At 70.5% G+C, this 23,975-nt stretch carries 27 protein-coding genes and 1 tRNA gene; 15 read left to right on the top strand and 13 right to left on the bottom strand.

Going from position 1 to position 23,975, the window contains the following annotated elements; all coding sequences use genetic code 11:
* Positions 1–38: 38 nt before the first annotated feature.
* On the top strand, positions 39–1,409 hold the full coding sequence (locus tag AF1_RS12920) for an L-serine ammonia-lyase (RefSeq protein ID WP_067797230.1): 1,371 nt from the start codon (positions 39–41) through the stop codon (positions 1,407–1,409).
* Between the two features lie 110 nt (positions 1,410–1,519).
* Here AF1_RS12920 and AF1_RS12915 read toward each other — a convergent pair whose 3' ends face one another.
* Positions 1,520–1,891 (bottom strand): VOC family protein, encoded by a 372-nt coding sequence (locus AF1_RS12915; protein WP_067797263.1) that lies wholly within the window; start codon positions 1,889–1,891, stop codon positions 1,520–1,522.
* Between the two features lie 346 nt (positions 1,892–2,237).
* On the opposite strand from AF1_RS12915, the gene AF1_RS12910 reads away from it, so the two are divergent.
* Genes AF1_RS12910 through AF1_RS37020 form a run of 3 tightly spaced genes read left to right on the top strand, consistent with a single transcriptional unit; the run spans position 2,238 to position 3,304 of the window.
* Entirely contained in the window at positions 2,238–2,474 is a 237-nt protein-coding gene (locus AF1_RS12910; RefSeq protein WP_242608896.1) for a hypothetical protein, read from the top strand.
* A complete protein-coding gene (locus AF1_RS12905; RefSeq protein ID WP_067797228.1) occupies positions 2,475–2,993 on the top strand; it encodes a DUF6879 family protein in 519 nt (172 codons plus the stop codon).
* A 5-nt stretch (positions 2,994–2,998) separates the two neighbouring features.
* The gene (locus AF1_RS37020) at positions 2,999–3,304 is read left to right on the top strand and encodes a helix-turn-helix domain-containing protein (RefSeq protein WP_084262839.1); all 306 of its coding nucleotides are present in this window, start codon (positions 2,999–3,001) and stop codon (positions 3,302–3,304) included.
* A gap of 13 nt (positions 3,305–3,317) precedes the next feature.
* Here AF1_RS37020 and AF1_RS35650 read toward each other — a convergent pair whose 3' ends face one another.
* The gene (locus AF1_RS35650) at positions 3,318–4,691 is read right to left on the bottom strand and encodes an XRE family transcriptional regulator (RefSeq protein WP_174548849.1); all 1,374 of its coding nucleotides are present in this window, start codon (positions 4,689–4,691) and stop codon (positions 3,318–3,320) included.
* A gap of 471 nt (positions 4,692–5,162) precedes the next feature.
* On the bottom strand, positions 5,163–5,624 hold the full coding sequence (locus AF1_RS12900) for a nuclear transport factor 2 family protein (protein ID WP_067797224.1): 462 nt from the start codon (positions 5,622–5,624) through the stop codon (positions 5,163–5,165).
* An 88-nt stretch (positions 5,625–5,712) separates the two neighbouring features.
* On the opposite strand from AF1_RS12900, the gene AF1_RS12895 reads away from it, so the two are divergent.
* Positions 5,713–6,282, top strand: coding sequence for a TetR/AcrR family transcriptional regulator (locus AF1_RS12895; RefSeq protein ID WP_067797221.1), 570 nt, complete (start codon positions 5,713–5,715; stop codon positions 6,280–6,282).
* Between the two features lie 11 nt (positions 6,283–6,293).
* Here AF1_RS12895 and AF1_RS12890 read toward each other — a convergent pair whose 3' ends face one another.
* The 4 genes from AF1_RS12890 to AF1_RS12880 all read right to left on the bottom strand — a co-directional run bounded on the left by AF1_RS12890 (position 6,294) and on the right by AF1_RS12880 (position 10,084).
* The gene (locus AF1_RS12890; protein ID WP_067797219.1) at positions 6,294–7,457 is read right to left on the bottom strand and encodes a thiolase family protein; all 1,164 of its coding nucleotides are present in this window, start codon (positions 7,455–7,457) and stop codon (positions 6,294–6,296) included.
* A gap of 152 nt (positions 7,458–7,609) precedes the next feature.
* Positions 7,610–7,768 (bottom strand): hypothetical protein, encoded by a 159-nt coding sequence (locus AF1_RS34300; RefSeq protein WP_157419180.1) that lies wholly within the window; start codon positions 7,766–7,768, stop codon positions 7,610–7,612.
* Between the two features lie 46 nt (positions 7,769–7,814).
* Positions 7,815–8,486, bottom strand: a complete 672-nt coding sequence (locus AF1_RS12885; RefSeq protein WP_067797214.1) for a response regulator — start codon at positions 8,484–8,486, stop codon at positions 7,815–7,817.
* Complete coding sequence (locus AF1_RS12880) at positions 8,483–10,084, bottom strand: sensor histidine kinase (protein ID WP_067797210.1); 1,602 nt, start codon at positions 10,082–10,084, stop codon at positions 8,483–8,485. The genes AF1_RS12885 and AF1_RS12880 overlap by 4 nt, the downstream gene beginning before the upstream one ends.
* Positions 10,085–10,380: 296 nt before the next feature.
* Here AF1_RS12880 and AF1_RS12875 point away from each other — a divergent pair, with 296 nt between their 5' ends.
* Positions 10,381–11,754 (top strand): cation:dicarboxylate symporter family transporter, encoded by a 1,374-nt coding sequence (locus tag AF1_RS12875; RefSeq protein WP_084262838.1) that lies wholly within the window; start codon positions 10,381–10,383, stop codon positions 11,752–11,754.
* A gap of 48 nt (positions 11,755–11,802) precedes the next feature.
* On the opposite strand, the gene purU is transcribed toward AF1_RS12875, so the two are convergent.
* Entirely contained in the window at positions 11,803–12,651 is an 849-nt protein-coding gene (gene purU, locus AF1_RS12870; RefSeq protein WP_067797208.1) for a formyltetrahydrofolate deformylase, read from the bottom strand.
* A 171-nt stretch (positions 12,652–12,822) separates the two neighbouring features.
* On the opposite strand from purU, the gene AF1_RS12865 reads away from it, so the two are divergent.
* From AF1_RS12865 to AF1_RS34295, 5 genes are read left to right on the top strand one after another with little or no spacing between them, the layout of a single operon-like run.
* Entirely contained in the window at positions 12,823–13,746 is a 924-nt protein-coding gene (locus AF1_RS12865) for a CE1 family esterase (protein ID WP_067797207.1), read from the top strand.
* A 41-nt stretch (positions 13,747–13,787) separates the two neighbouring features.
* On the top strand, positions 13,788–14,972 hold the full coding sequence (locus tag AF1_RS12860; protein ID WP_067797254.1) for an amino acid deaminase/aldolase: 1,185 nt from the start codon (positions 13,788–13,790) through the stop codon (positions 14,970–14,972).
* A 16-nt stretch (positions 14,973–14,988) separates the two neighbouring features.
* Positions 14,989–15,660 carry an SIMPL domain-containing protein gene (locus AF1_RS12855; RefSeq protein WP_067797204.1) on the top strand — a complete coding sequence of 224 codons (672 nt, stop codon included), beginning with the start codon at positions 14,989–14,991 and terminating at the stop codon, positions 15,658–15,660.
* Entirely contained in the window at positions 15,657–16,931 is a 1,275-nt protein-coding gene (locus AF1_RS12850; protein WP_067797201.1) for a family 4 glycosyl hydrolase, read from the top strand. Before AF1_RS12855 ends, AF1_RS12850 begins: the two co-directional genes overlap by 4 nt.
* Positions 16,932–16,975: 44 nt before the next feature.
* On the top strand, positions 16,976–17,263 hold the full coding sequence (locus AF1_RS34295; RefSeq protein ID WP_131732758.1) for an anti-sigma factor family protein: 288 nt from the start codon (positions 16,976–16,978) through the stop codon (positions 17,261–17,263).
* On the opposite strand, the gene AF1_RS12845 is transcribed toward AF1_RS34295, so the two are convergent.
* Positions 17,214–17,525, bottom strand: a complete 312-nt coding sequence (locus AF1_RS12845) for a DUF3618 domain-containing protein (protein WP_067797197.1) — start codon at positions 17,523–17,525, stop codon at positions 17,214–17,216. The two genes, AF1_RS34295 and AF1_RS12845, sit on opposite strands and share 50 nt — an antisense overlap.
* A gap of 151 nt (positions 17,526–17,676) precedes the next feature.
* Between AF1_RS12845 and bcp the strand changes: the two genes are divergently transcribed.
* Positions 17,677–18,144, top strand: a complete 468-nt coding sequence (bcp, locus tag AF1_RS12840; RefSeq protein ID WP_067797189.1) for a thioredoxin-dependent thiol peroxidase — start codon at positions 17,677–17,679, stop codon at positions 18,142–18,144.
* Positions 18,145–18,178: 34 nt separating this feature from the next.
* Here bcp and AF1_RS12835 read toward each other — a convergent pair.
* Together AF1_RS12835 and AF1_RS12830 are read right to left on the bottom strand one after the other, a co-directional pair.
* Positions 18,179–18,263: transfer RNA gene (locus AF1_RS12835), tRNA-Leu, on the bottom strand.
* Entirely contained in the window at positions 18,226–19,818 is a 1,593-nt protein-coding gene (locus AF1_RS12830) for an MFS transporter (protein ID WP_084262837.1), read from the bottom strand. The genes AF1_RS12835 and AF1_RS12830 overlap by 38 nt, the downstream gene beginning before the upstream one ends.
* A gap of 41 nt (positions 19,819–19,859) precedes the next feature.
* Between AF1_RS12830 and AF1_RS12825 the strand changes: the two genes are divergently transcribed.
* The 3 genes from AF1_RS12825 to AF1_RS12815 all read left to right on the top strand — a co-directional run bounded on the left by AF1_RS12825 (position 19,860) and on the right by AF1_RS12815 (position 22,597).
* On the top strand, positions 19,860–20,477 hold the full coding sequence (locus AF1_RS12825; RefSeq protein WP_067797186.1) for a TetR/AcrR family transcriptional regulator: 618 nt from the start codon (positions 19,860–19,862) through the stop codon (positions 20,475–20,477).
* Between the two features lie 160 nt (positions 20,478–20,637).
* Entirely contained in the window at positions 20,638–21,669 is a 1,032-nt protein-coding gene (locus tag AF1_RS12820; RefSeq protein ID WP_084262836.1) for a sensor histidine kinase, read from the top strand.
* 31 nt (positions 21,670–21,700) lie between these two features.
* Entirely contained in the window at positions 21,701–22,597 is an 897-nt protein-coding gene (locus AF1_RS12815; RefSeq protein WP_067797183.1) for an MEDS domain-containing protein, read from the top strand.
* A gap of 48 nt (positions 22,598–22,645) precedes the next feature.
* Here the strand turns inward: AF1_RS12815 and rdgB are convergent, their stop codons facing one another.
* Both rdgB and rph read right to left on the bottom strand, forming a co-directional pair.
* Complete coding sequence (gene rdgB / locus AF1_RS12810) at positions 22,646–23,248, bottom strand: RdgB/HAM1 family non-canonical purine NTP pyrophosphatase (RefSeq protein WP_067797180.1); 603 nt, start codon at positions 23,246–23,248, stop codon at positions 22,646–22,648.
* The gene (gene rph / locus AF1_RS12805) at positions 23,245–23,964 is read right to left on the bottom strand and encodes a ribonuclease PH (protein ID WP_067797178.1); all 720 of its coding nucleotides are present in this window, start codon (positions 23,962–23,964) and stop codon (positions 23,245–23,247) included. The genes rdgB and rph overlap by 4 nt, the downstream gene beginning before the upstream one ends.
* Positions 23,965–23,975: the final 11 nt, after the last annotated feature.

The raw sequence follows: 23,975 nt of genomic DNA, 5'->3' as shown, positions 1-23,975 counted from the left end.
TTTCCCGGGGGAGGGGGCGCAGCTACAACGAGGTAGCAATGGCCATCAGCGTTTTCGACCTGTTCAAAATCGGCATCGGCCCGTCCTCCTCCCACACCGGCGGCCCCATGGCGGCGGCGCACCGCTTCGCCCGCGGCCTGGAACGCGACGGGCTCCTGGAGAAAACGGCGACGGTCCAGGTCGTCCTCTACGGCTCGCTCGGCCTCACCGGGAAGGGCCACGGCAGCGACAAGGCCGTCATCCTCGGCCTCGAAGGCGACAAACCCGAACTGGTCGACGTGGACCGGGTGGACGAGCGCCTGGCCGCCATCCGCGAACGCGGAGCCCTCCGCCTCTTCGGCGACCACGACATCCCCTTCGTGGTCAACGAGCACCTGCACTTCGAGCGCAAGAAGTCGCTCCCCGGCCACCCCAACGGCATGCGCTTCGCCGCGTTCGACGCCTCCGGCGACGAGCTGCGCTCCAAGGTCTACTACTCGGTCGGCGGCGGGTTCATCCTGGACGAGAACGCCACCGGCGCCGACCGCATCAAGCCGGACGACACCGTCCTGCCCCACCCGTTCGACACGGCCGCCGAACTCCTCGACCGCTGCCACGAGACGGGCCTGTCGGTCTCCGCCCTGATGCTGGAGAACGAGGAGGCGTTCGGCCGCACCGCCACGGAGGTCCGCGCCGGGCTCCTGGACCTCTGGCAGGTGATGCGCGCCTGCGTGGCCCGGGGCTGCGCCCGCGAGGGCCTGCTGCCCGGCGGCCTGAAAGTACGCCGCCGCGCCCCCCAGCTCCATCGCCAGCTTTCGGCGGAGAAGGCCTCCGACCCCCTCCACGCGATGGACTGGGTCACCCTCTTCGCCCTGGCCGTCAACGAGGAGAACGCCGCAGGCGGCCGCATCGTCACCGCCCCCACCAACGGCGCCGCCGGCATCATCCCGGCCGTCCTGCACTACTACGACCGTTTCCTGCCCAGCGACGACGACGGCATCGTCCGCTTCCTGCTGACCGCCGGCGCGATCGGCGTCCTGTTCAAGCAGAACGCCTCCATCTCCGGCGCCGAGGTCGGCTGCCAGGGCGAGGTCGGCTCCGCCTGCTCCATGGCCGCCGCCGGGCTCACCGAGGTCCTGGGCGGCACCCCCGAACAGGTCGAGAACGCCGCCGAGATCGGCATCGAACACAACCTGGGCCTCACCTGCGACCCCGTCGGCGGCCTCGTCCAGGTCCCCTGCATCGAACGCAACGCGGTGGGCGCCATCAAGGCCATCAGCGCCGCCCGCATCTCCCTGCGCGGCGACGGCCGCCACTTCGTCTCCCTCGACAAGGCCATCAAGACCATGCGCGACACCGGCCGCGACATGCTCGACAAGTACAAGGAGACCTCGCGCGGCGGCCTCGCCGTCAACGTCATCGAGTGCTGATCACCTGGCCAGGGCCTTCAAGCCCTGGCCAGGACAGCACGCCTAACCCCGCCGAACTCGTCTTACGCCTTCCCGTTTCCCATGGCTTCCCCGGAAGCGGATGCGGCTCCTCAAGAGACGCGGGCTCGCAGGAGGCAGAACTCGTTGCCTTCCGGGTCGGCGAGCACGTACCAGGACTCCTGGCCGCTCTGACCGACGTCGGCGCGCTGCGCACCCGCGGCAAGAAGGCGTTCCAGCTCGGCGTCCTGGTCACGGTCGGTGCTGTTGACATCGAAATGCAGGCGCAACTTGCCGTTCTTGGGCTCCTCGGTCCGGCTGAACACCAGAGTGAGCCGGCGATCGTCCTCCCTGTCCGGGGAGCCGATCTCGACGTCGTCCCCCTCTTTCCCCAGCACGACAAAGCCCAGCACCTCACACCAGAAGCGGGCAAGGTAGTCCGGATCCCGACAATCCACCACGAGCTCGGTGATACGACAGGCCATGATCTTCTCTACCACATCCCGCTCTCAACCACTCCGCGATCGCAGTCACGCTCAGCGAGTACGGGGATCACTGGGACAACGACGCCCCCAGGGATTCGACCCCGGGCACGCAGCCACCCAGTGCCGGCGCCGAGCACCTCCACAGAGCGCACAAGCACTGTGGCGGGAGCAGGCTTGGGAGCGGTTCCGAGGCAACACGGCAGCACATACCAACACGAGGTCGGCAAATCAGCGGCCACCGAAGGGTGTAGCCGTGAAACTTCCTGAAACATCATTGACTCACCCACCGATATCCCATGAGCCTCGGGTGATGCAACACCGTGAAATACCGGCCTGGGAGGCGCCGATGATGCGTATCCGCAAGATCGCTCAAGACCCCGACTCTCGCCCCAACGGCTCACCGACGCTCTACCGGACGGACAGAGGCTCATGGCTCGTTCAGGGCTGGGACGTCACCGACCCCGACGTGCTCGCGGAGATGAACATCCCCGAGGGAGAATCCGCCGTTGAGATCCCGGACAGGATGATCCCCTTCTTCCAGAACCAGGCGGACCATGACGGAACCGAGGAAGAGGGCAGGTAAATGGCGGCACTCGGCCGCGAAGCATTCGACGCCCTCTTCGAAGGGTTCAGCAGCGAGGTCCTCCATCTGGAGATGAGGGACGCCTACGGAACCGAGACAGAGATCCCGCAAATGGCAAAATGGAAGGCCGGAGAGCCCGACGACTTCGTATGGCTGCAAGGCTGGTGTGACACGCTGCGACGCGGAACCGCAGCCGGGAAGACCTTCCGGCGCGCATTGGTGGTCTCGGAACCCCTGAGCGAGTATCAACACTGGGCGCACTCCACTACACAACCACTCGTGGACGCAGGGGAAGATATTCGCTGGATTCCCCGGCGTCGCATCTCGTCCATACCGCTCCCCGGAAATGACTGCTACATCATTGACGGCTCTCTTGTGGTCTGGATGCACTATTCAGGCGAAGGCGCCTCAACCGGAATAGAGACGTCAACAAACCCGGCCCATATCGACCTCTGCCGCTCCGCCTTCGCGGCCGTGTGGCAACTGGGCACCCCGCATAGCGAGTACGAGCCCGTCTAGGCCAGATGTCGAGTCAGGTCCACAAGGCCAAGGAAGCGTTCGGGGCACGTCTCCGTGACCTTCGCAAGGATGCGAACCTGACGGGACGTGCCCTGGCCACCGCTACGGGACTTCACTTCACCAAAGTGTCCCGCATCGAACATGCGAGACAGAATCCATCCGAGGATGACATCCGGCTTTGGTGTCGGGCCTGCGGTGCCGAGGATCAGATTCCCGAAGAAACGACGTCTCTTCGTAGCACCCGAACAGGGAAACTACAGAGTACCGGAGTGGGCGAACCCCACACCGAAGAACACGGCAGAGCCACGTAGGCGAATGGACTAGCTAAACGGCGTCCGACAGAGCATGGATTTCGCGCACTTCCGGCAGAGCGCGAGCTTGCCCAGGCAAGAGACCAACGATAGATCTAGCCAGCAAACGCCCCCCGGCACTACCACGTGTCTGCACTTGAAGCGTATCCAAAGCCAATTGAAGACCGTTCGCAATCTCGCACTCTTTTACCAGCGACACCGCTTGCATAAGTGCAAGATTTGCTTGTGGAGCAAAAGCAGTCACCGGATAGAGTGCACGGGCTTGAGTCAGAGATGATTCGGCACGTTTATCCCCAATATGCACATAGGCGTAAGATTCGGCCCAGAGTCGTTGAGCCTCTCGGTACTCAAAAACCGACTGCCCGATAGAAGAATTGGACATGCTTTCACAAGTACGGTTCAAATCCGCCAACGAGACGCGAACACCCTCATTGTCGTTTTGGTGAACCGCAAGGCAAGTACGTGCAACATAAGCACGCGCCAGCCCAAAAGAGGGTGCCCCGCCCGCTATTTGTACGGCTTCATCCACCAATTTTGCGACAACCGAGGGAGAGCGTCCAGCGAAGAATGCGTCTTGAGCGGCTCGTCCTCGCGTCCAGATCTGCATTTCCCGATCACCGGACGCGTCCGCTGCACGAATGGCGGTAGCCCATACGATGCGCGCCGAACGCTGGTCATTGGCGTCCACGAACTCAATAGCCAATAGGCCGGAAAGCGCTGCACACACTCGCAGTAATCCCGCTTGCTGCAAAGGCGGAAGGCGACGCTTGAACAATTCGCCCATGGCCACAAGGTCGGAAGTCAAGTCACCTACCATCGCGCCCGCCGGCGAAATGTGGAGCCGATAATCATAATCAGATACCAGGCGTTCCCACTCGGCAACGTCCAGGGGGTTACCAAACGCCTCCTCAACCCCGGAGAGTGCCGTTTCAATGGTTCCCGGTGGAATCGCGACCCCTGCGCTGAGCGCGGCGATCACCTGTAGTGCTGCGCGGCGTCTCACGTCGTCCTCCTGGTTGGGAGCAGGACTCCCAACCAGCGTACCCGCGAGGGACGTGTTTCGATCTCCCCCCTGCTTCCGATCGGGGACGAGCCCGGCAAGCTCGCCGTCAGCACTCAGAGCGGCGGCCGGGGTCGGGCCGAGTAGATCCGATTCGGGGATGCCCAGCACGCGGGCATACGCGGCTCGGTAACGCGCGTCGGTGATCTCGACGGCTCCGGACTCCCACCGCTTGACGTACGTCACGAACGACGGTAATTCCGGCTTTTGATGGTCATCCACGGCATCGCGCAGGAACCGGGCCATTCTACGCACGCCCCAACCGCGCCGTTCGCGTTCGGTCTTCAAGCGCACCGCTTGTGCGCGCCGAGCATCGTCGGTCGTCATGAGGGACACGCACCTTCCGCTATCCCGTTGTCAGCAGCCCCAGGCCAATCCTTTTCACAGTAACCTCAACATGGCTCCCATGCCGACCTGTTAGAGCAGATCAAGCACGGGCATCCGACAACAAAGACACGAACACCTTTGCCCACCCGTTGCCGGGAGGCTCCTACCCGGCAATGGGGAGCCGGAGAGGGAGCCAACGCCCCCGGACCAGGCCGGACCACCGCCGACCCAACACGACACGCACTCGGCGCATCCCCAGGTCAGAGGGCAGACGGGAGTCTCCGTCAAACTCCTTGACGGCAATCCTTGTGTCCCTGTCCGGCTAGGGCGTCCAGATCGCGCTCGCCCGGCTCAAGGTCCTGGACGAGCGCATCGCCGCCCAGACCGAGGCACGCAACCGTCTCGCGGTCGCCCTGCGCAAGGCGACCGGGCACCCGGGCGGTTGAGTTCCGCGGGTGGTGTCGCGGGATGCTAGTGGAGCGGGATGTCGATCCCGTGCTCGGCCGCGGGGCGCGGGCCGTGGATGCGCCGGTCGGCTTCGCCGATCGGCAGATCGTTGATGCTCGCCTCGCGGCGCCGCATCAGGCCGTGCTCGTCGAACTCCCACAGCTCGTTGCCGTAGCTGCGCCACCACTGCCCGTCGAGGTCGCGGCACTCGTACTGGAACCGGACGGCGATCCGGTTCTCGCGGAATCCCCACAGGCTCTTGCGCAGCGCGTAGTCGAGCTCCCGCTCCCACTTCTCGGTCAGGAAGGCGATGATCTCCTCGCGGCCGGTGACGAACCGGTCCCGGTTCCGCCAGACCGAGTCGGGCGTGTAGGCCAGCGCCACCCGCTGCGGGTCGCGGGTGTTCCAGGCGTCCTCGGCCGCCTGGACCTTCTGCAGGGCGGTCTCCAGGGTGAACGGCGGGTAGGGCGGACGGGCTTGCGCCATGACGGCCTCCTCATGTTGAGAACGTACGTTCTCTACCAACGTCCACTAACGTAGGGAACGACCGTTCTCAACGTCAAGCGGGAGCCCCATGCCGGCCGCGATCACCGAGGAGCAGCAGGCCCTGGACCGCCGGGCGCTGCTGGACGTCGCAGAGAGACTCTTCTACGGGCAGGGCGTCCAAGCGGTCGGCATGGACGAGTTGCGGGCCGCCTCGGGCCTGCCCCTCAAGCGCATCTACCGGCTCTTCCCGACGAAGGAGGCCCTCGTCGTCGCGATGCTGGAGCGCCGCGACCGGCGTTGGCGCGGGAACCTGGCGGCCCATCTGGACAAGGTGCCCGACCCCCGGGAGCGGGTCCTCGCCCTGTTCGACTGGCTCGGCGAGTGGTTCGCCGAGCCCGGCTTCCGCGGCTGCGCCTGGGGCAACGCGCACGGCGAACTCGGCTCGTCGTCCCCGGCGATCGCCGCCGCGGCGCAAGCGCACAAGCACGCCTTCCACGACCAGGTCGCCGCGCTGGTCGCCGCCGTCGACGCATCCGCCGCCGAACCGATCTACCTGCTCGCCGAGGGAGCGATCGTGGTGGCCGGCATCCATGGCGACCCCACCGCGGCCGTCCGCGCCCGGACCGGCGCCCAGGCCCTGCTGGACGCGGCCCCCTAGCGGCCCGCCGGTCAGAGCCGTTCGACGATGGTGGCGTTGGCCATCCCGCCCGCCTCGCACATGGTCTGCAGCCCGAACCGTCCACCGCGGTCTTCGAGGGCGTGCAGGAGCGTCGTCATGAGGCGGGCACCGCTGGCGCCGAGCGGGTGGCCGATCGCGATCGCGCCGCCGCGCACGTTGACCCGCGCGAGGTCGGCGCCGGTCTCCCGCTGCCAGGCGAGGACGACCGGGGCGAACGCCTCGTTCACCTCGAACAGGTCGATGTCGTCCAGGGTGAGGCCGCCGCGCCGCAGCACCTTCCCGGTCGCCGGGATGATCGCGGTGAGCATCAGCAGCGGGTCGTCCCCGGTCACGGCGAACGCGTGGAACCGGGCGCGCGCCCGCAGCCCCAGCCGCTCGGCGACGTCCGCGCCCATCACCAGGACGGCGGCGGCACCGTCGTTGACCGGGGAGGCGTTGCCGGCGGTGATCTTCCACCCGATCTCGGGGAACCGCTCGGCCGTCCGCTCGTCGTAGTAGGCGGGCCTGAGGCCGGCGAGGACCTCCGGCGACGTCCCGGGGCGGACGGTCTCGTCCCGCTGCCCCGCCCAGGCGACCTCCCGGTCGAATTCGCCGTTCTTCCACGCCTCGGCGGCGCGCCGGTGCGACTCATGGGCGTAGGCGTCGAGTTCCTCGCGTGCGAAGCCCCAGCGGGCCGCGATCAGCTCGGCGCTGATGCCCTGCCCCACCAGCCCGCCCGGGTACCGCTCGCCGAGCATCGTCCCGAACGGGTCGCTCCCGGGCAGGACGCTCGACCCCATCGGCACCCGCGACATCGACTCGACCCCGCACGCGATCGCGATGTCGTAGGCGCCGCTCTGCACGCCCTGCGCCGCGATGTGCAGCGCCTGCTGGGACGAGCCGCACTGCCGGTCGACCGTCATGGCCGGGACGCTCTCGGGGAACCCGGCGCCGAGCACGGCCGTGCGGGTGATGTTGAGCGCCTGGTCGCCGGCCTGGGTGACGACTCCGCCGATGACGTCGTCCACCTCCCCCGGGTCGATCCCGGCCCGCTCGACCAGCGCCTTCAGCGTCCGGGCCAGCAGGTCGGCCGGATGGTCGCCGTGCAGGGCCCCGTTCGCCCTCCCCCTGCCCAGCGGCGTCCGCACCGCCTCCACGATCACCGCGTCCCGCATGGCGTCCTCCTCGGTTGGCTTTTCCAACTAACAGTGCCAGTATCCGCACCTCAAGTTGGAAAGCACAACCGACCCCGGACGTGCGCCCCCTCACATCCGTGGCGCTGGAAACGCCCGGACTCGTGTCCGGGCGTCCGGGATGGGACGGGCCGCTAGCCGCCGCCCTTGAACATCTCGCGCATCTTGCGGGCGGCGTCGCCCGGTTTCTTCTTCTGGGGCGCGCCCTTCGCGTTCTCGGTGCGGGGCGGGCGCTCCTCGCGCTCCGGTTCGGTGTCCGGCCTGTCCTTGGGCTTGCCAGGCTTGTCGCTCACGACAACTCCCCGATGTCGCTTCACTGTCGTCCCCTAGGTACCCCGTCTACCGCGGGTAGAAGCGCACTTCCGGGCGGCCTACCTGGCCGTAGTGGGGTTTGCGGCGCGCCAGGCCGCTCTTCGCCAGGTACTCCAGGTAGCGGCGCGCGGTGACGCGGGAGACGCCGGTGAGGTCGGCGGCAGCGGCGGCGGACAGCCCGTCGGACGCACGGGCCAGCACATCGGTGACGGCCTGGAGCGTCTCCTCGCTCATCCCCTTCGGCAGCACGCGGCGGTCGGGAGTGCGGAGGGTGGCGAGCATCCCGTCCACGTCGGCCTGGCCGCTGACCTCACCGGTGCCCACCGTCTGCTCGCGGAAGCGCGCGTAGCTGACGAGCTTGTCCCGCAGGGAGGCGAAGGTGAACGGTTTCAGCAGGTACTGGACGACGCCGACCGACACGGCGGAGCGGATCACCGCGAGGTCCCGGGCGGAGGTGACGGCGATGACGTCCACGTCACGGCCCCCGGCGCGGAGCGCGCGGCAGACGGTGAGGCCGTGGGTGTCGGGCAGGTAGAAGTCGAGGAGGACGACATCGACGAGGGTGCGTTCGCAGAAGCGGAGGGCGTCCGCCCCGGAGTGGACGACGCCGGCGACGGTGAATCCGGCGACGCGTTCGACATAGACGCGGTGCGCCTCGGCGGCGACCGGGTCGTCCTCGACGACGAGCACTCTGATCATGGCCGGTCCAGGGGGAGTCGGACGGTGAACACGGCGCCGGAGTCGTGCCCCACGCGGACGTCGCCGCGATGGCGCCGGACGGCCTGGCCGACCAGCGCGAGGCCGAGGCCGTGCCCGACCAGGCCGCCGGAGGTCTTGGTCGTCCACCCGCGCCGGAACATGTCGGGCACGGCGGCCGGGTCGATGCCCGGTCCGCTGTCGGACACCCGCAGCAGCAGCGTCCCGTCCTCCACGCGGGCGGTGACGACGACGCGGGGCGGCCGGGCGCCGGCGTTCTCGATCGCGGCGTCCACCGCGTTGTCGATGAGGTTGCCGAGGATCGTCACGAGGTCGCGGGCCTCGACGGCGCCCTCGATCGCGGTGTCCTCGGTGATGACGAGTTCGACGCCGCGCTCGGCGGCCTCCGCGGACTTGCCGAGCAGCAGCGCCGCCAGGACGGGTTCGGTGACGGCGTCGACGACCCGGTCGGTGAGCCGCTGCGCGGTGGCAAGCTCGGCGGTGGCGAACTCGACGGCCTGCTCGGGACGGCCCAGCTCGACCAGCGAAACGACCGTGTGCAGGCGGTTCGCGGCCTCGTGGGCCTGGGAGCGCAGCGACTCGGCGAAGCCGCGCACCGTGTCCAGCTCGCCGGTCAGCCCCTGCAACTCGGTGTGGTCGCGGAACGTGACGACGTTCCCCATCGCGCGGTCGCGGGAGCGGACGGGCGAGGTGTTCACCACGAGGACGCGGGTGTCGCCGACGTGGATCTCGTCCGGACGCGGTTTGCGGGACACAAGGGTCGCGACCAGCTCGTCCGGCAGGTCCAGCGCGGTGACCGGCCGTCCGCGCGGCTGCTCGCGCAGGTCGAGCAGGTCGAGGGCGGCGTCGTTGCAGAGGACGACGCGTCCCGCCCGGTCGAGGATGAGCAGGCCCTCGCGGACGGAATGCAGGATCGCCTCGTAGTACTCGAACATCTCGCGCAGCTCGCCGGGCGCGACCCCGCGCGTCTGGCGGCGCAGCCGGGCGGAGACCAGGTAGCTGCCGGTCATCCCGGCGGCGAGCACGACGCCCGCCACGGCGGCGAGGAAGAGCAGCCGCTGCCGCAGCTCGGCGGAGATCACCCGGACCGTGATGCCGGCCGCGACCAGCGCCACCACGCGGTGCCGGTCGTCGAACACCGGCGCGACGGTCCGGACGGACGGGCCGAGCGTCCCGGTGTAGGTCTCGGTGAACGTCCGGCCGGCGACGGCGGGCGCGGTGTTCCCGACGAAATGCCCGCCGATCCGGGCCGGGTTGGGATGGGTGTACCGGATCCCGTCCGGTGTCATGATCGTGATGAAGTCGACGCCGGTGTCGCGCCGGACGCGTTCGGCGTACGGCTGCAGCAGCCGGCTCGGGTCGGGGGTCGCGAGCGCCGCCCGGACGTCCCGCGCGTCGGCGATGCTCGCCGCGACCGCCGTCACGGTCTGCGCCGCGCTCTCGTTGGCGACCCGCCCGGAGTCCAGGTAGGCGAGGACGGCGCCGGCCACGACGAGCAGCCCGACGACCGCGGCCTGCAGCACCAGCAGTTGCCGCGCCACGCTCCAGTTGCCGGGCATCGCCCAGCGGGGACGCCGCATCGGTCTTTCGTACCTCTTCCTCCGGTCACGTCGTGAACGAAATGTACACAAGCGTGACCGTCGTCACAGAACCCCGCATAGTGACGGTTGCAAGCATTCCACCCCCGCCCGACCACGCTCCCGACCTGCGGCTTCCCCCCACAGCGGGCGCCCACCGTGTGCCTGCGCCGCCCGTCCCGGCGCAGGGGCGACCGCCGGGCAGCGGGCGCCCGTCCCGGATCCTCCCGGGACGGGCGCCGCTCCTCCCGCCGCGCCCCGCGTGTTCGTTCCCGGTGATCAGAGCCGAGGAGTTCACCATGGCCGACCCGACCAAACCCGATTCGCCGCAAAGACCGGAACGCTCTGAGCGCGACCGCATCCATTACCTGTATCTCGCCGTCCTCGGGGCCGTGGTCGCGGGCGCGGTCGTCGGGCTGATCGCCCCCGACTTCGCGAAGGAACTGAAGCCGATCGGCTCGGGGTTCGTGAACCTGATCAAGATGATGATCTCACCGATCATCTTCTGCACGATCGTGCTCGGCATCGGCTCGGTCACCAAGGCGGCCAAGGTGGGCAAGGTCGGCCTCGTCACGATCGGCTACTTCATGGTGATGTCGACGTTCGCGCTGGCCATCGGGCTCGCGGTCGGGAACGTCCTGCATCCGGGCGAGGGCCTGCACCTGGATCCGTCGTCGGTCGCGGCGGCGAAGGAGCAGGCGGCGGGCGGCGAGGGCACCACCGAGTTCCTGCTCGGGATCATCCCGGCCACGCTGGTGTCGTCGCTGACCGAGGGCCAGGTGTTGCAGGCGCTGCTGGTCGCGCTGCTGGTCGGATTCACGCTGCAGGGCCTCGGGCCGGCGGGCGAGCCGGTCCTGCGCGGCGTCGAGCATCTGCAGCGGCTCGTCTTCCGCGTTCTCTGGATGATCATGTGGGCGGCACCGGTCGGCGCGTTCGGCGCGATCGCGGCGGTGGTCGGGTCGAGCGGCTGGGCGGCGCTGAAGAGCCTCGCGGTGATCATGCTGGGCTTCTACGCGACCTGCGTGGTGTTCGTGTTCGTGGTGCTCGGCGCGGTGCTGTGGGCGGTCAGCCGGATCGGCATCCTGTCGCTGCTGCGCTACCTGGCCCGCGAGTTCCTGCTGATCCTGTCGACGTCGTCGTCGGAGTCGGCGCTGCCGCGGCTCATCGCGAAGATGGAGCATTTCGGGGTGAGCCGGCCGGTCGTCGGCATCACCGTCCCGACCGGCTACTCGTTCAACCTGGACGGCACGGCGATCTACCTGACGATGGCGACGCTGTTCATCGCGTCCGCGCAGGACCAGCCGCTGTCGTTCGGCGCGCAGCTCCCGCTGCTGCTGTTCATGATCGTCGCGTCCAAGGGCGCGGCGGGCGTCACCGGCGCCGGGCTCGCCACGCTCGCGGGCGGCCTCCAGTCGCACAAGCCCGAACTGGTGGACGGGGTCGGCTTCATCGTCGGCATCGACCGGTTCATGTCGGAGGCCCGCGCGCTGACGAACTTCGCGGGCAACGCCGTCGCCACGGTGGTGATCGGGTCGTGGACGAAGGAGTTCGACGCGGACAGGGCCCGCACCGTCCTCGCCGGTGAGGACCCGTTCAATGAGGACACGCTGCTGGACGACCACGCCCCCGTCCCGAAGCCGGCCACCGCGGAACCCGCGCCGGCGACGGCGTGAGGACCAGCCGTCCGGTGCCGGGCCGCCCCTCCTGGCACCGGACGGCCGTCAGCGGAAGACGACCGTCCGGTCGCCGTTGAGCAGGACGCGGTGTTCGGCGTGCCAGCGCACGGCGCGGGCGAGCGCGAGGCACTCGACATCGCGTCCGACGGCCACCAGTTCCTCCGGGCTGTGGGTGTGGTCGACGCGTGCGACCTCCTGCTCGATGATCGGCCCCTCGTCCAGGTCGGCGGTGACGTAGTGCGCGGTCGCGCCGATCAGCTTCACGCCGCGCGCGTGCGCCTGGTGGTAGGGGCGGGCACCCTTGAAGCTCGGCAGGAACGAGTGGTGGATGTTGATGATCGCGCCGGGCAGCTTGGCGCAGAAGTCGTCCGAGAGGATCTGCATGTACCGGGCGAGGACGACGAGGTCGGCGCGGTAGTGCTCGACCAGCGTGAGGACCTCCGCCTCCTGCGCCGGCCTGCCGCCCGGCCCGACCGGCAGGTGGTGGTAGTCGATCCCGTACGACTGGGTGAGGGGCCGCAGGTCGGGATGGTTGGACGCGACGGCGACGATGTCGATGTCGAGCAGGCCCGACCGCGTCCGGTAGAGCAGGTCGTTCAGGCAGTGCCCGCCCTTCGACACCATGATCAGTACGCGCGGCCGGTCGGCCAGCGCGTGCAGCCGCCACTGCAGCCCCAGCTCCGGCGCCAGCGCCGCGAACGCGCCGCGCAGCTCGTCCGGGTCGGCGCCGCCGGGCACCGCGAACTGCACCCGCATGAAGAACGTGCCGGACTCGCCGTCCCCGAACTGCTGGCTCTCCACGATGTTGCACCCGCGCTCGGCCAGCAACCCCGAGACGGCGGCGACGATGCCGGGCCGGTCGGGGCATGACAGGGTCAGGACGAATTCGTTCACGGGTCTCACTCTTCATCGCAACGCGGCAGCTCAGAATGGGTCCCATCGAGCTTACGCGTCCCGTCCCCGTCCTTCGCGTGGCGACACGTGAGACGGCGTGCCGGCTCACGTGCGAGGACCTGTCTACTGGTGAGTAGTTTGCGGGGGTTCATTGGGGTTACGTTTGCCGGCATGCGGCGGATCCTGCTCGTGGCCCTGACGACCGTCCTCGTCGTCGCCGGCTGCACCCAAGAGACCGGAGACGAGGGCGGCAAGCGTCCGGCGAAGGTGGACGGCATCCCCACCTCCGCGGGCACGCACAAGCAGAAGCTGGACGTGGGGACGGTCGGGCACCGGGAGTTCCTGCTGCACGTCCCGCCGAAGGTGGCGGACGGCGAGTGGAAGGACGGCAGGCCGGCCGATCCGCCCGCGCTCGTCATCGCCCTGCACGGCGGGCTCGCCAACATGAGCAAGATGGAGGACCTGACCGGCTTCGATGAACTGTCGGACGAGCACGGCTTCCTCGTCGCCTATCCCGACGGGTTCATGACCACCTGGAACGCGGGCGCCTGCTGCGGCCCCGCGAAGATCGGCGACATCGACGACGTGGGGTTCCTGACCAAGCTGATCGACACGATCACCGATGCCGGGCTGGCCGACTCCAGGCGCGTCTACGTCACCGGGTTCTCCAACGGCGCGGGCATGGCGTACCGGATGGCCTGCGAGAAACCGGACAGGGTGGCGGCGATCGGGGTCGTCGAGGGCGCCCTGGTGACCGAGTGCGATCCCGGCCGGCCGGTCTCGGCGATGATCTTCCACGGGACGGCCGACCGGAACGTCCCGTATCACGGCGGCGGGAACCGCGATCTCAACGACAGGCGCCCGTTCCCGCCGGTGTCCGAGGCGGTCGAGTTCTGGCGTAGGCTCGCCGGTCTACCGGAACCCCGCCAGAAGGTGAGGGCGCCGGACGCCCGCACCGAGTGCGCGAGCACGGGGAAGGGCGGGCAGGGCGTCGCGGTGACCTTCTGCAAGATCAACGGCGGGACGCACGAGTGGCCGGACGAGGCCACCCCGATGCTGTGGGACTTCTTCGCCGCACATCCCCGCAGTACGTGAGGACTTTTCACATTTCCCGCTAGTGTGGCAGTGTGACGACCATGAACCTCCGGGACCGCTATGACGCCGCGACCGCCGGAATCGAGGCACCGTTCGCCGTCGTCGACCTGGCGGCCTTCCGCGCCAACGCCGCCGACCTCGTCCGCCGCGCCGCGGGCAAGCCGATCCGCATCGCGAGCAAGTCGGTGCGCTGCCGGGCCCTCCTGGAGGAGGCCCTCGCGATGGACGGCTTCGCCGGGATCATGGCGTTCACGCTCCCCGAGGCGCTCTGGCTGGCGGCCGAGGGCGTCAGCGACGACATCCTCGTCGCCTACCCGACCGCGAACCGGACGGCCATCGCCGCCCTCGCCGCCGACCCCGAAGCAGCCCGCGTCATCACGCTCATGGTCGACTGCCCCGAGCACCTCGACCTGATCGAGGCCGCCGCCGGCGACCGGAAAATCCGGGTCTGCATCGACATCGACGCCTCCTACCGTCCGCTGGGCGGACGGATCCGGATCGGCGCGCTGCGCTCCCCGCTGCGCACCCCCGCCGAGGTGCGCGCGTTCGCCGAGCGGATCCTCAAACGGCCCGCGTTCGACCTCGTCGGGCTGATGGCCTACGAGTCGCAGATCGCCGGCGTCGGGGACGTCCCGCCCGGACGTCCCGCGCGGGCCCGTGCCATCCGCGCCATGCAGCGGCGGTCCCGGATCGAGCTGGCCCGGCGGCGCGCCGCGATCGTCCGGGCCGTCCGGGAACTGACCGACCTGGAGTTCGTCAACGGCGGCGGCACCGGCAGCGTCGAGAAGACCGCCGCCGAACGCGCCGTCACCGAGATCGCGGCGGGCTCCGGCCTCTACCAGCCGCACCTGTTCGACCAGTACTCCAACTTCACCGGACGTCCCGCCGCGCTGTTCGCGCTGCCCGTCGTCCGGCGTCCGGGCCCCGGCGTCGCGACGTGCCTCGGCGGCGGCTACCTGGCGTCCGGACCGGCCGACGCCGCCCGCCTCCCCCAGCCGTACCTGCCGACCGGCCTGTCCTACGACACCGACGAGGGCGCCGGCGAGGTGCAGACACCGCTGCTCGGCCACGCCGCCGACGTGCTGGCCATCGGCGACCGCGTCTGGTTCCGCCACACCAAGGCCGGTGAACTGTGCGAACGCTTCGACGCCCTGCACCTGATCGAAGACGCCCGCCACATCCGCGCCGTCCCGACCTACCGAGGCGAGGGCCGGACGTTCCTGTAGCGCGTAGGTTGGGGGGATGAGCGATGCTCCCCTGATCTGTGTTCGCGGTGAGGCGGTGGTGGAGGCCGAGCCGGAGATCGCGCGGCTTTCGGTGCACGTCCAGTCGCAGGAGTCCGATCGGCGCGCCGCGCTGGACCGGCTCACCGAGCGGAACCGGCAGTGCCTCGACCTGGTCGAGTCGTTCGGCGAGGCCGTGGAGAAGGTCGAGACCGGCGGGCTGTCGATCATGCCGCTGCTGAAGTACAAGCGGCGTGAGGGCGATATCCGGGGCTACCGGGGCACCGTCTGGATCAAGATCACGGTGCGCGACTTCCCGGTGCTCGGGGAGCTGGTCGCCCGGCTCGGGGAGCTGGAGCGGACGTACGTCAACGGCCCGGAGTGGGAACTGCGGCCGGGCAGCGAGGTGTACGAGCGGGCCGCGCGGCAGGCGACGCACGAGGCCGTCGCCCGTGCGCGCGGCTACGCCGAGGCGCTCGGGGCCCGGCTCACCGGGCTGGTGGAACTGTCCGACGAGGGGGTGGGCCGCACCCCGGAGGCCCCCATCGCGCTCGCCGCCGCGTACGGGGCGAGCAGGGGCGGGGTGGAGGAGGAGCCGGAGCCGATCGACCTGGAGCCCGAGACGCAGATCGTCCGCGCCGCGGTGGAGGCCCGTTTCACCGCGACGCAGCCCGACCTGGAGCCGCGGTGAAGATCGCGATCGTCGGGGCGGGCAGCGGGTACATGCCCGGGATCATCCGCGGGCTGCTGCACCGCGCGGACGACCTCGCCGGCACCGAACTCGCCTGCCACGACATCGACGCCGCGCACCTGGACGTCATGACGCGGCTCGCGCGGAACATGTTCGCCGCGCGGGGCGCCGCGTTCGCCGTGTCGTCGCACACCGTCCTGGAGACGGCGCTGGACGGCGCGTCCTACGTGTTCACCACGTTCCGTCCGGGCGGGCAGGCGGCGCGGCACCTGGACGAGTCGATCCCGCTGAAGCACGGCGTGGTGGGGCAGGAGACCGCGGGTCCCGGCGGGTTCCTGATGGCGCTGCGGTCGGTGCCCGTCCTGCTGGAGATCGCGGCCCGCGCCGATCCGGGGGCGTGGATCGTCAACTACACGAACCCGACGAACGTGGTCACCGACGCCGTCTCGCGGCACACCGATGCGCGCATCATCGGGCTCTGCGACCAGTTCATCGGCGACACCGAGATGTGGGCCGACCTGCTGGGGCTGCCGTTCGACGGGCTGGAGGCCGACTGGATCGGGCTGAACCACGCCACCTGGGCGCAGCGGCTCCGGCTCGACGGCCACGAACTCGACGTCCCGCTGCTGCTGGACGATCTGGAGGTCCCCGGCGGCGGCGGCGCGACACCGTGGCGCGACCCGGCCCGGATGGCGGAACTGGCCAAGGCGCTCGGCTTCCTGCCGAATTCGTACTCCAAGTACTACTTCTTCCACGATGAGGTGGTCGAGGAGTTGCGGAGGAAGGGCACGACGCGGGCGCAGGACATCCTCGCCATGCTGCCCGGCTACTACGAGCGGGTCTCGGCCGAGGCCGGCAAGGCCGATCCCGACCCGCCCCGCGAGCGCGGCGGCGGTGAGCACGGCGAGTTCGCCGTCGACGTCATCTGCGCCCTGCACCGCGACGAGGGCCGCCGGATGATCGTCAACACACGGAACAACGGGGCGATCTCGTCGCTCGACGAGGACGCCGTCGTGGAGGTCCCGGCCCTGGTGGGGCGCTCCGGCCCCGTCCCGCTGACGATGGGGCCGCTGCCCGGCCCCGTGCGCGGCCTCACCCAGGCGATCCACGCCTACGAGCGGCTCGCGTCCGACGCGGCCGTCACCGGTGACCGCCGCACCGCGCTGCAGGCCCTCATGGCGCACCCGTTCGTCCGCGGCAAGCACACCGCCGAGAAGATCCTGGACGAGGGCCTCGCCGCCCACCGCGACCATCTCCCCCAGTTCGCCTGAACGGCACGCGCCCCGGCCCCGTACTCCATGACGTGGGAGGAGACGTGGGAGGAACTGACTGCGGGGCGTACCGGCTCGGCCTCGGCATCTACGCGATCGGACGGCTGGCGGGCGCCGAGGCCGCCGAGCTGTCGGCACACCTGCGCGGCTGCCCGCCCTGCCGCGCCGAACTCGCCGAGCTGCGGGCCGTCGCCGAGCTCCTCGCCCACTCCGTGCGGAGCAGCGGCCCGGCACACGAAAGCGCCGGCCGCGGACCGCGGACCGGCGCCTTCGGCAGGGGCGTCAGCGGCGCCTGCGCTTACGGCGCCAGAGGATCAGGGCGGTCACGGTGACGGCGGCCCCGGCGCTCACGAGCAGCAGCCGCCTGTCGATCCCGCCGCCCTGACCTTCCTCGTCCGTACCGGACGGCCGCACCATGGTGCCGACGGCCTTGGCGACGTGGTCCGCCTCCTCCTTCAGCCGCTCAATGCCCCGGTGCGCGACGTTCTTCGGATTGACCCGGTCGGCGAGCTCGTCGATGGTGCGCGCCAACTCCTGGCGGGCCTGCTCTATCTCGCGTTCCAGCGCCTCCGGGTCGCGGCTCCTGTCAGCCATGCCGTGTCCTTATCTTGTCGGGCGAACTCGCGGTGGAGCGAGACCACGAGGGAAGCATGATCCGAACAGTGTTGCAGGTCTTGTCCGCGGGCGCCCGTCACACCCCGGCCGGTAGCGTTGGATCCACCATCCGAGCGAAAGGCGGGACAGGGTGTCCGAGCGGCTGCAGCCGGGCGATGTCGCCCCCGATTTCGAGCTTCCCGACGCCGATGGGTCACCGGTGTCGCTGGCCTCGTTGCGCGGCAAGCGCGTGATCCTCTACTTCTACCCCGCGGCCATGACTCCGGGCTGCACCAAGGAGTCCGTCGACTTCGAGAGCAGCCTGCCCGAGTTGGAGGCGGGCGGCGTCACCGTGGTCGGCATCTCCCCCGACAAGCCGGCGAAGCTCGCGAAGTTCCGGGAGAAGGAGGGGCTGACGTTCCCGCTCCTGTCCGACCCGGACGCGGAGGTCCTGCGGGCGTACGGGGCGTACGGGGAGAAGAAGCTGTACGGGAAGGTCGTCGTCGGCGTCATCCGCTCGACCTTCGTCATCGACGCCGACGGGGGGATCGAGAAGGCGTACTACAACGTGAAGGCGACCGGGCACGTGGAGCGGCTCCGCCGCGACCTGGCGGTCTAGACGCCGGACGGGCCCGCGCGCCGCGCGGGCCCGGTGCGGGCGGGGGGATTCGAACCCCCACGGTGTCGCCACCAACAGGACCTAAACCTGCCGCGTATACCTGATTTCGCCACGCCCGCCGGTGCTTCCGCCGGGAAGCGGGTTCAGCTTATCGGCTTGATCCGCCGGCTCGGCAATGGATTCGGCGGCGTCGGCGCGGGACGTCCGGTACAGGGCCGCGACGATGACGGCGGCGACGACGAGCGCGCCGGACGCGGTGAGGAACGCGGCCTGCACACCGTCGCTGAACGCCGTCCGCGCCTGCTCGGCGACCTGCGGGCCGAGCCGCATCGCCGTCGCGAGGGACGTCCTCGCCTGTTCGGCGGCCGGGCCGGGCACCCCGTCCAGGTCCAGGTTCGCGCGGTAGGACGACTGGAGGATGCTGCCGAGGACGGCGATGCCGAGCGCGCCGCCGAGTTCGCGCGCCAGGTCGTTCATCGCCGAGCCGACGCCCTGCTTGTCGGGGGGCAGCGCGTCGGTGATGGAGGCGGTGGCGGGCGTCATCGCGAGGCCCATCCCCGCACCGAACGGGATCAGCCCGGCGAGCAGCAGCCAGTAGGTGCTGTCCCGGTCCAGCAGGGAGAAGATCAGCATCGCGACGCCGACGAGCAGGAGGCCGGCCGTGATGACGCGGCGCGGGCCCAGCCGGGCGGCGAGCCGGGGCGCGGCGCCGCGGGCGAACGGCATCATCGTGAGCGCCATGGGCAGCAGGCTCAGCGCCCCGACGAGCGCGCTGTCGCCCTTCACCAGTTGCAGGTACTGCAGGACGATGAACACGAACCCGAAGAAGGCGAAGAACTGGAGGGTGATCGTCAGGGTGCCCGCCGAGAACGCCCGGATGCGGAACAGCCGCGGGTCGAGCAGCGGGTCGCGCCGCCTCAGCTCCCACAGCACGAACCCGGCGAGCACGAGGAGCGCGGCGGCGAGGCCGAGCAGCGTCCGGGCGCTGCCCCAGCCCCGCGTCGGCGCCTCGATGATCGAGTAGACGCCGATCCCGAGCCCGGCGACGGTGATGGCCGCGCCGGTCAGGTCGAGTTTCGGGGCGTCCGGCTCGGCGGATTCGGGGACCACCGCCAGCGTCGTGACCAGCGCGATGACCGCGAGGACGACGTTCATCCAGAACACCGACCGCCACGACCACACCTCCAGCAGGCTGCCGGAGGCCAGCAGCCCGAAGATGCCGCTCGCACCGGCGACGCCCGCCCACGCGCCGACCGCGCGGGTGCGCTGGCCGGGCGGGAACGTCGAGGTGATCGTGGACAGCGTCGCGGGCATCACCAGTGCCGCGCCGACGCCGAGGACCCCGCGCATCGCGATCAGCCAGCCGGGGTCGCTGGACAGCGCGGCGGCGGCCGAGCCCGCGCCGAACACGACGAGCCCGGCGGCGAGCGCGCGGCGGCGCCCGTACCGGTCCCCGATCGCGCCGCCGAGCAGCAGCAGCGCGGCGAAGACGAGCGCGTACGCGTCGATGATCCAGGCCAGCTCGGTCAGCCCGGCGCGGGTGTCGCGGGCGATGGACGGCACCGCGGTGTTGAGGGACGCCACGGCCGAGACGACGGTCGCGAGGGAGAGCATCACAGCCGGCAGCACCGCGCGGTGGACGGTGCCCGGCCCCTCCGGAGTCATGGTGGTCATGGGTCGAATGTCGCTCCCGCCCGGCCTATATTTCAACTGTGATGAATAAATCCGGAGGGGCGCCGCGCGGCCGGCGCCGCGGCAGCCCCGACACCCGCGAGGCGATCCTCGGCGTGGCGCGCCGCCGCTTCCTCGCCGACGGCTACGGGCCGGTCACCCTGCGGTCCATCGCCGCCGAGGCCGGGGTGGACGCCGCGCTGATCAGCTATTTCTTCGGCTCGAAGAAGGGCCTGTTCGGCGCCGTGCTGGGCTTGGCCGTCAACCCGCCGGAGGTGCTCGCCGGGGCGCTGCCCGGCGACCCCGCCACGCTGCCCGAACGCGTCCTGCGGGCGATGCTGACCGCGTGGGACGACCCGGAACGGGCCGCGCCGCTGCTGTTCATGGTGCGGGCGGCGGTGCAGGAGCCCGAACTCGCCCGGCTGGTGCGCGGCATCCTCGAACAGGAGATGATCACCCGTATCGCCGAGCACGTCGGCGGTCCCGGTGCGGGGGCGCGGGCCGGCGCGTTCGGCGCGCAGCTCGCCGGGGTGATCTTCGCCCGCTACATCCTCGCCGTGGAACCCGTCGCGTCGATGCCGGCCGATGAATTAATCGAGCACCTCGCGCCCGGGCTCCGGGCCGTCCTGTACCGGCGGGCTCCGCGGCCGCACGTCCGGTAAGGGACGTGACCCCGCAGGGATTCCGGACAGGCGATTTGACAAAATGTCGTGGTATATGGAAAGGAGCCTCGGCAGGGCGGGGGCGGAGGGCCTATGCTGGTCTGGTCCATCCGGCACGCACATTCGGTGACATCATGATCACAGAAGCGTCGGGATCTCCGTGAGCGACCACTTCACGCATCGCGTACTGCCCTACGACGGGGTGGAGGAGTTCCTCGGCGGCACCGTGCCGTTCCTGTCCGCGGGCGTCGAGGCGGGCGACCGCGTCCTCGCCGTGTGCGGGACCGCCCGGGAGACGCTGCTGCGCGATGCGCTCGGGTCCGCCGCGTCCGCCGTGGAGTTCACCGACGCGGCGACCTGGTACGCCCACCCGTCCCGGACGCTGGCCGACTGCCTCGGCGCCGCCGGCCGGGCCGCCGGCCGGGGCCGCAGGTTACGCCTCCTCGGCGAGCCGGTGTGGGCGTCGCGGTCCCCGCTGGAGGTCGTCGAATGGCAGCGGACCGAGGCGCTGCTGAACATCGCGCTCCTCGATACGGGCGCGTCCGTCATGTGCCCGTACGCGGCCACACTGCCCGCCGCCGTCATCGCGTCCGGGCGCAGGACCCACCCGGAGACCGTGCGCGGCACACGCGCCCTCGCCAATCCCGGTTTCGTCGACCCGTGGACGTTCTGCGCCCGCTGCGACGCCGAACCGCTGCCCGCCCCGCCGCCCGACGCCGACACGCTGCCGATCGACGCGCGGCCCGACCTGTACTGGCTGCGCGCCTACGTCACCGAATGCGCGCGGCAGACGCCGCTGCCGGAGGAGGACCTGCAACGGCTGCTGGTCGCGGTCACCGAGGTCGTGACGAACGCGCTCCGGCACGGCGAACCGCCGCTCACCCTGCGCATGTGGACGGACGCCGCGGACGGCGCCTCCGCTCTCGTCTGCGAGGTCACCGACGAGGGACGGTGGCCGCCCGGCGCGGGCCACGGCCTGCTCCCGCCGCGACCGGCCGGCACGGCGTCCGGCGGACGGTTCGGGCTGTGGGCCGTGCGGCTGCTGTGCTCCGCCGTCCAGATCCGGACGGGCGAGGGCGGCACGGCCGTCCGGCTACGGCACGACCTTCCCCGCACGGACCGATCCACCTGCACAGAGCGTGAGGATTTCCATGCGCCGGGCTTCCACCACCTCCCCTGCGGCGTACGCTGACCAGATCCGTCTTGAACCCGGCGGGCACGCCATGGGCACATCCTGGGTCGCCGAACGTTCCGTCGGCGCCATCCTGCCCGGAGACCACGGCTGGCTGGCCTACAGCGGCCCGGAAGAACGCGGCCGGGTCATCGGGCCGTTCGTCCATGAGGGGCTGCTGACCGGCGAGAAGGTCGTGTACGTCACCGACACCCCCGCCGGCCGGCTCCCCGGCCTCGGGCACCGCATCGACGTGCACGACCACCTGCGGGCGGGCCGGCTGCGGGTCATCTCGCGGGAGGACGCCTGCCTCGACCGGAGCGGCGCCTTCGAACCGGCCAGGATGCTGGACACCGTCGAGCGGGAGATCGGCGAGGCGTTCGGGCAGGGCTTCCGCGCGGTACGCCTCACCACCGACTACACCTGGCTGCTGGACGAGCCCGGCCGGATGCTGGGGTGCGAACACCGGCTCGGCGGCGCCGTCGCACCGAGCACGATGGCGATGGCCATCTGCCAGATCGACCGGCGCGCGTGCCCGCCGGATCAGCTCATCGCCCTCCGCGACCTCCACGAAGTCCTCGTGGAGGTGGACCCCGAGTTCGATGACGGAGTCCTGAGGATGGTGCGCACGTTCGCACCGGCCGGGCTGCGGCTCGAAGGCGAACTGGACGCCACCCGGCACGGGGCGGTCGCCGCGCGGCTGGCGCAGGTGATGGCGCGGCACGGTGGCGTCCATCTCGACCTGTCCCGGCTCGGCTTCATCGACCTGGGCGGGCTCGACCTGCTGGCGCGGCTCGCCGCCCGGCTGCCCGCCGGCGGGACGCTCGTCCTCGACCATCTCCGGCCGTCCGTGCTGAGCGTCATCGAGACGGTCGGCTGGCACCGGCTGCCCGGCCTCGTCCGCGGTGCCGGGCGGGGCCTCCCGGAGACGGAGGGCATCGCCCGCTGACATCGGAGCACGGGGCGAGGATGAAACGCTCGCACAGGTGAGGGCGAGTCAGCCCAGCGGGAACCCCTCCTGGGTCAGCAGGGTGAATGCCTTGCCCCGGTGGCTGATCGCGTCCTTTTCCGCGGGGGTCATCTCCGCGTTGGTGCGGGTTCCGCCGTCGGGGACGAAGATGGGGTCGTAGCCGAAACCGTTCACGCCCCGGGGTTCGCGGATGATCGTGCCGTGCATGCGGCCCTCGACGCAGCGTTCGGTGCCGTCCGGGGTGACGAGGACGGCGGCGCAGACGAAGGCGGCGCCGCGGTGCTCGTCGGCGACGTCGGAGAGCTGGTCGAGGAGGAGCTGCAGGTTCGCGGTGTCCCGGTCGCCGGTGGCGGCGCCGAAGCGGCCGGACCAGCGGGCGGACAGGACGCCGGGCATGCCGTTCAGCGCGTCCACGCACAGGCCGGAGTCGTCGGCGACGGCGGGCAGGCCGGTGAACGCGGCGATCGCGCGGGCCTTGAGGAGGGCGTTGCCCTCGAACGTCAGCTCAGTCTCGGGCACGTCGGGTGCGCCGGGGAACTCGTCGAGGCCGACGACGTCGAGGCCGCCGAGGATGCGGTTCAGCTCGGCGATCTTGCCCTTGTTGCGGGTGGCGAGGACGATCCGGCTCATCGGCCGAGGGCCTCCTTCTGCAGCCGGGTCAGCTCGGCGCAGCCGCCGGCGGCGAGATCGAGCAGCGCGTCCAGTTCGGCGCGGTCGAACGGGGCGCCCTCGGCGGTGCCCTGCACCTCGACGAACCGGCCGTCACCGGTGCAGACGACGTTCATGTCGGTGCCGGCGGCGGAGTCCTCCTCGTAGCAGAGGTCGAGGCGGGACTCTCCGTCCACGACCCCGACGCTGACCGCGGAGACCGAGGTGATCAGCGGGTCGCCCCTGAGGAGTTTGCGCTCGCGCATCCAGGTCACCGCGTCGGCCAGCGCCACATAGGCACCGGTGATCGCGGCGGTGCGGGTGCCGCCGTCCGCTTGCAGGACATCGCAGTCGAGCTGGACGGTGTTCTCGCCGAGCGCCTTGAAGTCGAGGCACGCGCGGACCGAACGGCCGATCAGCCGGGAGATCTCGTGGGTGCGGCCGCCGATCCGCCCCTTGACCGACTCGCGGTCGTTGCGGGTGTTGGTGGCGCGGGGCAGCATCGCGTACTCGGCGGTGACCCAGCCGAGGCCGCTGTCACGCCGCCAGCGGGGCACCGAGTCCTGCACGGACGCGGCGCACAGTACCCGGGTCGCGCCGAACTCGATGAGCGCCGACCCTTCCGCGTGGTCGAGCCATCCGCGCTGGATCCGGACGGGACGGAGCTGGTCTGAAGCGCGAGCATCGGGGCGGGCCATGCGCCCCACCC

It is taken from the genome of Actinomadura formosensis NBRC 14204, assembly GCF_001552155.1.
In the GTDB taxonomy this organism is placed as follows: Bacteria; Actinomycetota; Actinomycetes; order Streptosporangiales; family Streptosporangiaceae; genus Spirillospora; species Spirillospora formosensis.
Note: the sequence above shows the minus strand (reverse complement) of the source record. Positions and strands in the feature narration are given on the sequence as shown.

Coding starts and splice junctions, on each gene's coding strand:
- AF1_RS12920 (WP_067797230.1), top strand. CDS start 39: ATGGCCATCAGCGTTTTCGACCTGTTCAAAATCGGCATCGGCCCGTCC.
- AF1_RS12915 (WP_067797263.1), bottom strand. CDS start 1,891: ATGGCCTGTCGTATCACCGAGCTCGTGGTGGATTGTCGGGATCCGGAC.
- AF1_RS12910 (WP_242608896.1), top strand. CDS start 2,238: ATGATGCGTATCCGCAAGATCGCTCAAGACCCCGACTCTCGCCCCAAC.
- AF1_RS12905 (WP_067797228.1), top strand. CDS start 2,475: ATGGCGGCACTCGGCCGCGAAGCATTCGACGCCCTCTTCGAAGGGTTC.
- AF1_RS37020 (WP_084262839.1), top strand. CDS start 2,999: ATGTCGAGTCAGGTCCACAAGGCCAAGGAAGCGTTCGGGGCACGTCTC.
- AF1_RS35650 (WP_174548849.1), bottom strand. CDS start 4,691: ATGACGACCGACGATGCTCGGCGCGCACAAGCGGTGCGCTTGAAGACC.
- AF1_RS12900 (WP_067797224.1), bottom strand. CDS start 5,624: ATGGCGCAAGCCCGTCCGCCCTACCCGCCGTTCACCCTGGAGACCGCC.
- AF1_RS12895 (WP_067797221.1), top strand. CDS start 5,713: ATGCCGGCCGCGATCACCGAGGAGCAGCAGGCCCTGGACCGCCGGGCG.
- AF1_RS12890 (WP_067797219.1), bottom strand. CDS start 7,457: ATGCGGGACGCGGTGATCGTGGAGGCGGTGCGGACGCCGCTGGGCAGG.
- AF1_RS12885 (WP_067797214.1), bottom strand. CDS start 8,486: ATGATCAGAGTGCTCGTCGTCGAGGACGACCCGGTCGCCGCCGAGGCG.
- AF1_RS12880 (WP_067797210.1), bottom strand. CDS start 10,084: ATGCGGCGTCCCCGCTGGGCGATGCCCGGCAACTGGAGCGTGGCGCGG.
- AF1_RS12875 (WP_084262838.1), top strand. CDS start 10,381: ATGGCCGACCCGACCAAACCCGATTCGCCGCAAAGACCGGAACGCTCT.
- AF1_RS12865 (WP_067797207.1), top strand. CDS start 12,823: ATGCGGCGGATCCTGCTCGTGGCCCTGACGACCGTCCTCGTCGTCGCC.
- AF1_RS12860 (WP_067797254.1), top strand. CDS start 13,788: ATGAACCTCCGGGACCGCTATGACGCCGCGACCGCCGGAATCGAGGCA.
- AF1_RS12855 (WP_067797204.1), top strand. CDS start 14,989: ATGAGCGATGCTCCCCTGATCTGTGTTCGCGGTGAGGCGGTGGTGGAG.
- AF1_RS12845 (WP_067797197.1), bottom strand. CDS start 17,525: ATGGCTGACAGGAGCCGCGACCCGGAGGCGCTGGAACGCGAGATAGAG.
- AF1_RS12830 (WP_084262837.1), bottom strand. CDS start 19,818: ATGACCACCATGACTCCGGAGGGGCCGGGCACCGTCCACCGCGCGGTG.
- AF1_RS12825 (WP_067797186.1), top strand. CDS start 19,860: ATGAATAAATCCGGAGGGGCGCCGCGCGGCCGGCGCCGCGGCAGCCCC.
- AF1_RS12815 (WP_067797183.1), top strand. CDS start 21,701: ATGGGCACATCCTGGGTCGCCGAACGTTCCGTCGGCGCCATCCTGCCC.
- rdgB (WP_067797180.1), bottom strand. CDS start 23,248: ATGAGCCGGATCGTCCTCGCCACCCGCAACAAGGGCAAGATCGCCGAG.
- rph (WP_067797178.1), bottom strand. CDS start 23,964: ATGGCCCGCCCCGATGCTCGCGCTTCAGACCAGCTCCGTCCCGTCCGG.